Origin of the sequence: Marinitoga sp. 1135 (assembly GCF_013363245.1) — a bacterium.
In the GTDB taxonomy this organism is placed as follows: Bacteria; Thermotogota; Thermotogae; order Petrotogales; family Petrotogaceae; genus Marinitoga; species Marinitoga piezophila.
In genome coordinates this window covers 1-5,341 of record NZ_LBEZ01000006.1, presented here as the reverse complement: position 1 = coordinate 5,341, position 5,341 = coordinate 1, and the positions used below count along the sequence as shown (strand labels likewise).

Sequence of the window (5,341 nt, the reverse complement as noted above, 5' to 3'; positions counted from 1 at the left end):
TTCCCCCAGTCAAAAGACTGGGGGTTTTTGTTTATGTTATTAATAATTTATTATTAATAAATAGTTTATACAAAATTAAATATATTTTTTTATATTTTTTGATATAATTATTTTTGATATATTTAATTTGGAGGGATTAAAATGAAAAAATTTATAATTAATTATATTATTTTTATTTTTTTGATCTTTGTTTTAAGTTCATGCTCTTCTAATTATTTTAATGGATTATTTAATTTTGATATTTCCAGTATCTTTAAAAATCCTTTTATTGCGTCTTCTTCGAATACTACTTCAAAATCCAATAACGCTGCATTAAGTAGTCAGACTTTTAATATAAAGACTATTGATATTAATACCAAAATTAGAGGTTCTTTCATTACATATAAAGCTTATATTGCTTTTCATGATCTTGATACTTTATATGTTTTTAAAGATTTTAAGATGATTTTTTCTAAAAAATTTGAATCTTCTTTGTTTAGCAACTTTCTCATTTCCAATAAATCTGAGCTTGTTTTTTCTAACGGCAATACACTTTATTTTTATAATTTTTCCAATAATAATCTCTTTAATTTTAAATTTGAGGATAATATTAAATCCATTGCTTTAACTCCATTTGATGAATATTATATTTTAACTGTGAATGGTAATATTATTAAATTTGTTGATTTTAAAAAGGTCTGGATAAATAGTTTAAATACTTCAGTTACTTCAAAATTGCTTGTTACCTATAATAATAATGTTGTTTTTGGAGATATTCAGGGGAATATTTATATTTTTAATTCTTTAGGCGATAGAATTGCTACTTCTAAGGTTAATGGAAGTGTTATTGGTAATTTTGCATCAGATAATTTGGGGAATATATATGTTATTACAAGTACAAAATGGCTATATGTTATTTCTACTAATGGAAAAACTATTTGGAAAAAGCATTTTGATAACGATAGAATATTATTAAATATATTAGTCGATAAAAATAGAAATATTTATCTTACCACTACAGGCAATATTTATATGTACAATTCTAATTTTAAACTTGTTAAAAAAGTATCTGTAAACAATTTAATTGCTAAATCTATTCTTACTAATAAAGGAATTGTTACCGGAGCAATTGATGGAACTATTTTTATTTTTGATTTTAATAAAAAGAATTTATCAAGATATGAAATTAAGAAAAAAATTACCAATACCAATATCTTTTTAGATGATGGAAAAATTTATTTTGTATCTGAAAATAGTATTGTTTCTATTGATATTGAGAATCTAAGAAAAGAAGAATTGTATTGGACATATTCATATGGTTTATTAAATAGGCAATATGTTAATTTGCCACCTGTAAATGTTCGAATTATCTATCCAGCTAATAATTCAAATACTTTAATTAAAGATAAAATCAAAGTTGTCTGGGATTCTAAAGATTTAAATGGAGAGAATTTAAAATATGATTTATATTTTGGAACATCAAAGAATAATTTAAAATTAATTGCTGGGAATTTATCAGCAAAGAGCTATTATTTAGAAAATTTAGACGGAAATGTATCATATTTCCTAAAATTAGCAGCAAAAGATAGCAATTTTTCTATTTTTAGTAATATAATTCAATTTAAGGTAAATTATGCACCGGATAAACCTGTTGAAAAAAATCCGGTTAATCATTATACCAATGTCTCATTATCTCCTGTATTAAAATGGATTGCGAGAGATAAAGATAGTAAAAAGCTATTATTTAATCTTTATTTTGGACAATCTATTGATAGTCTGGAAAAAATAGCTGAAGGATTAGATGTACCGGAATTTTCTTTAAATCAAAAACTTGAACCTGGAAAGCAATATTACTGGAAAGTTGAGGTTTTTGATGAGCTTGGAAATAGAAATGAAAGCGATGTTTTTGATTTTGTTACATCACATGCTCCGGAGAAGCCTGAAATTATTTTTCCAGATATAAGTGAGGCTATTTCAAAAGATTCAACAATTGTTTTTGCTTCAAAAGATATTGATAATGATCCTCTGTTATATGATATTTATTTTGGAAATAATATAGATTCTTTAAAGAAAGTAGTAGAAAATTATAGTGAAAATAAAATAAGAATTTCAGAATTTTCTCCTGGTAAAAGATATAAATTAAAAATAGCAGTAAAAGATGGAAAAGGAAATTATGTCGAAAGTAAGATATATGATATAAAGATTAAATATGAACCAAAATTAAATTGGAAATATTATACCAGAAATAGAATTAAAGGTAATGGGGTACTGGATGATGAAGGTAATATTTACATTGGAAATGATAGTGGATATTTTTATAAATTGGATTCAAAAGGATCTATAATCTGGAGGTTTAAAACAGAAAATAAAATATGGTCAACGCCATTATATGCTGATAATCTTATTTATTTCGGAAATAATGAAGGATACTTATATGCTTTAAATAAAAATGGAGATTTAAAGTGGAAATTTAAAAGTGAAGATATTATAACTGCTTCACCTGTAATTGATAATAAAGGAATAATATATATAGGAAGCTGGGATGGTTATCTATATGCAGTTAATCCAGATGGAACATTAAAGTGGAAGTTTAAGACTAATAATTCAATTAGCGGAAGTCCAGTTATCGGAAGAAGCGGAACATTGTATATAGGAAGTTGGGATGGCTATTTATATGCAATTAATAGAGATGGAACGTTAAGATGGAAGTATAAAACTGAAAATAGAATTTCTCAAACTCCAGCTTTGGATAACAATGAAAATATATATATAGGCAGTGAAGATGGATATGTATATTCTCTTGATTATAACGGCAATTTAAGATGGAGTTTTAAAACAGAAAGTTATATTAAATCATCTCCAGTAGTTGATGAAAATGGCACAATATATATAGGTGGTTGGGATAATTATTTATACGCAATAAATTCTGATGGAACCTTGAAGTGGAAGTTTAAAACTCAATATATAATAACTGGATCAGCTGTATTGGGAGATAAAGGAAATATATATATTTCCAGTTATGACCACAATATATATTGTCTCGATACAAGAGGAAGATTAAATTGGAAATTTAAAGTAGAAGATATAATAGATTCTAATCTACTTTTAGATAATAATAATTTGATTTTTAGCGATGTTAGTGGAAATTTATATTCTATTATCGTAGAAGATAAGGGTTTAAATGAAAAGGCTCAATGGCCAGCATTTAAAAAGAATAATTATAATGTTGGAAAGATAAAAATAGTTAAGAATTTGTTGCCTCTTGGTCCGGATAATCCTGAACCATCCAATGGAGAGGTAAATGTTCCTACGGATATAACTTTAAGCTGGATGGCTTATGATATGGATGGAGATAAACTGGAGTATACAGTCTTTTTTGGAGAAGATAAAGATAATTTAAAAGTAGTATTGAGAAATGTTGACACATTAACCTATACTCCTGAAAAATTAAAACCAAAAACTACATATTATTGGAAGGTTATAGTTAAAGATTCCAGAAACGCTGTAAAAGAAGGGCCTATATGGAGTTTTAAAACTGTAAATCCATATGGTAAGATTAAATGGAATTATAAAACTAAAGGATGGATAGAAAATACACCTTTAGTATTAAATAGTGGAATATATTTTGGTAGCTACGATAGATATTTCTATGCAGTATCTTTTGAAGGTGTTTTAAAATGGAGATTTTTAACAAATTCTGAAATTATTGCGTCTCCAAATACCGATGATGGAAGAAATATATATTTTGGAGACAGCTCAGGAAGGTTGTATTCAATAACAAATGATGGTACTTTAAACTGGAAATTGAATTTGAAAGGTAAAATACTTTCAACTCCATTAATAGCAAATAACAGAATTTATGTTGGCACATCAAAAGGTGTATTATATTCAATAGATTTAAATGGAAATATTTTATGGACCTTTAAAACAAATGATTATATATTATCAATGCCTGCATTTTATAATGGAAATATAATTTTTGGTGGTTCAGATTCATATGTTTATTCTCTTAATGAAAGAGGTGAATTAAACTGGAAATTTAAAACTGGAGGATCTGTAAAATCATCTCCAGCTATAGATAAAGAAGGAAATATTTATATAGGCAGCGATGATAATTATTTGTATAAAATATCAAAATTTGGAAAGTTAATATTTAAATTTAGAACCAATAGTTCTATACAAACAAAGGTTAGCATAGATGAAAATGGAAATATATATTTTGGAAGTCTCGATTATTATCTTTATGTTTTAAATCCAAAAGGAGAATTAATAAATAAATTTAAAACTGATGGTGAAATTTATTCGACACCTACCTTTGATGATAAAGGTTATATATACTTTGCAAGTTTAGATTCTAAAGTTTATGCATTAAATAAAGATTATAGCATCGATTGGATATTTAATAGTGGATATGGTATTGTTTCAAGTCCAATTATAAAAGATGGAATTTTATATATTACAAGCAGGGATGGAAATTTATATGCTATAAAAATTGAAGGACATAACACACCTGAAAAATCCATAATAAAAAATTATTATAATAAATGAGGAGGTTGTGGTTGATGAAAAAAGTCTATTTATTTATTGCAATTTTAGTGGTTTCTACAATGATGTTTTCAGGAAATCTTTTCTTTGAATTTGGATTATATAATCCAGGAAATAATGCTATATCAGTTTTGAATAATAATTTTGTTGCTGGATATAATATAGGAATGTTTGAAACATATATAACATTATCAGGAGTTTCAGGAAGTTTAAATGCTAAAATGGAAACTACTAAACTTGGAGCAGAAAAAGATGTTAATTTTTCAATTGGAGTAAATTTAGGTTATGGTGGAATTGGAGGAGCATTTTATTTAATTAAAGAACCAAAAACCGAGTTAGCTCTTTATGGTGGATATAATATGGTTTTTTATAAAAAGTTTAATATTAAGGGAAGCGGAGATATAGGTATTGGTGAAGGAAATACAACTTCTGAAGATAATAATACTTCTTCCGCTGATGAAACAAATTTTATAGATAGTTTAAATGAACAATTGAAAAAGATAAATATAAATATAATAGATGCAGGACTTAAAATAAAATACAGGTATGATAATAATCTTTCATTATTTGCAAAATATGGATTATCATTAAACATTTTTGCATATAAAGATGAAATGGATTTTGAAGATGTAAAATTACCATATACAATAAGTTTAAATTTTGGTACTATATCATTTATAACATTTGGTGTTGAATTTGATTTTGGAAAAGAAGAAGTAGATTGGGACTTATAAATATAAATTATTATTAATGAAAAAGAGAAATTCAGAAAGAATACTGTAACGAAAAAAGTATTGACAAAAAGGGAAAAAGATGG

At 25.6% G+C, this 5,341-nt stretch carries 2 protein-coding genes; both read left to right on the top strand.

The genetic code is table 11. From position 1 onward, the window contains the following. The first annotated feature begins 141 nt into the window (after window positions 1-141). Complete coding sequence (locus tag XO10_RS04135; protein ID WP_175421163.1) at window positions 142-4,527, top strand: PQQ-binding-like beta-propeller repeat protein; 4,386 nt, start codon at window positions 142-144, stop codon at window positions 4,525-4,527. Between the two features lie 14 nt (window positions 4,528-4,541). After that, the gene (locus tag XO10_RS04130; RefSeq protein ID WP_175421162.1) at window positions 4,542-5,258 is read left to right on the top strand and encodes a hypothetical protein; all 717 of its coding nucleotides are present in this window, start codon (window positions 4,542-4,544) and stop codon (window positions 5,256-5,258) included. Window positions 5,259-5,341: the final 83 nt, after the last annotated feature.

Coding starts and splice junctions, on each gene's coding strand:
- XO10_RS04135 (WP_175421163.1), top strand. CDS start 142: ATGAAAAAATTTATAATTAATTATATTATTTTTATTTTTTTGATCTTT.
- XO10_RS04130 (WP_175421162.1), top strand. CDS start 4,542: ATGAAAAAAGTCTATTTATTTATTGCAATTTTAGTGGTTTCTACAATG.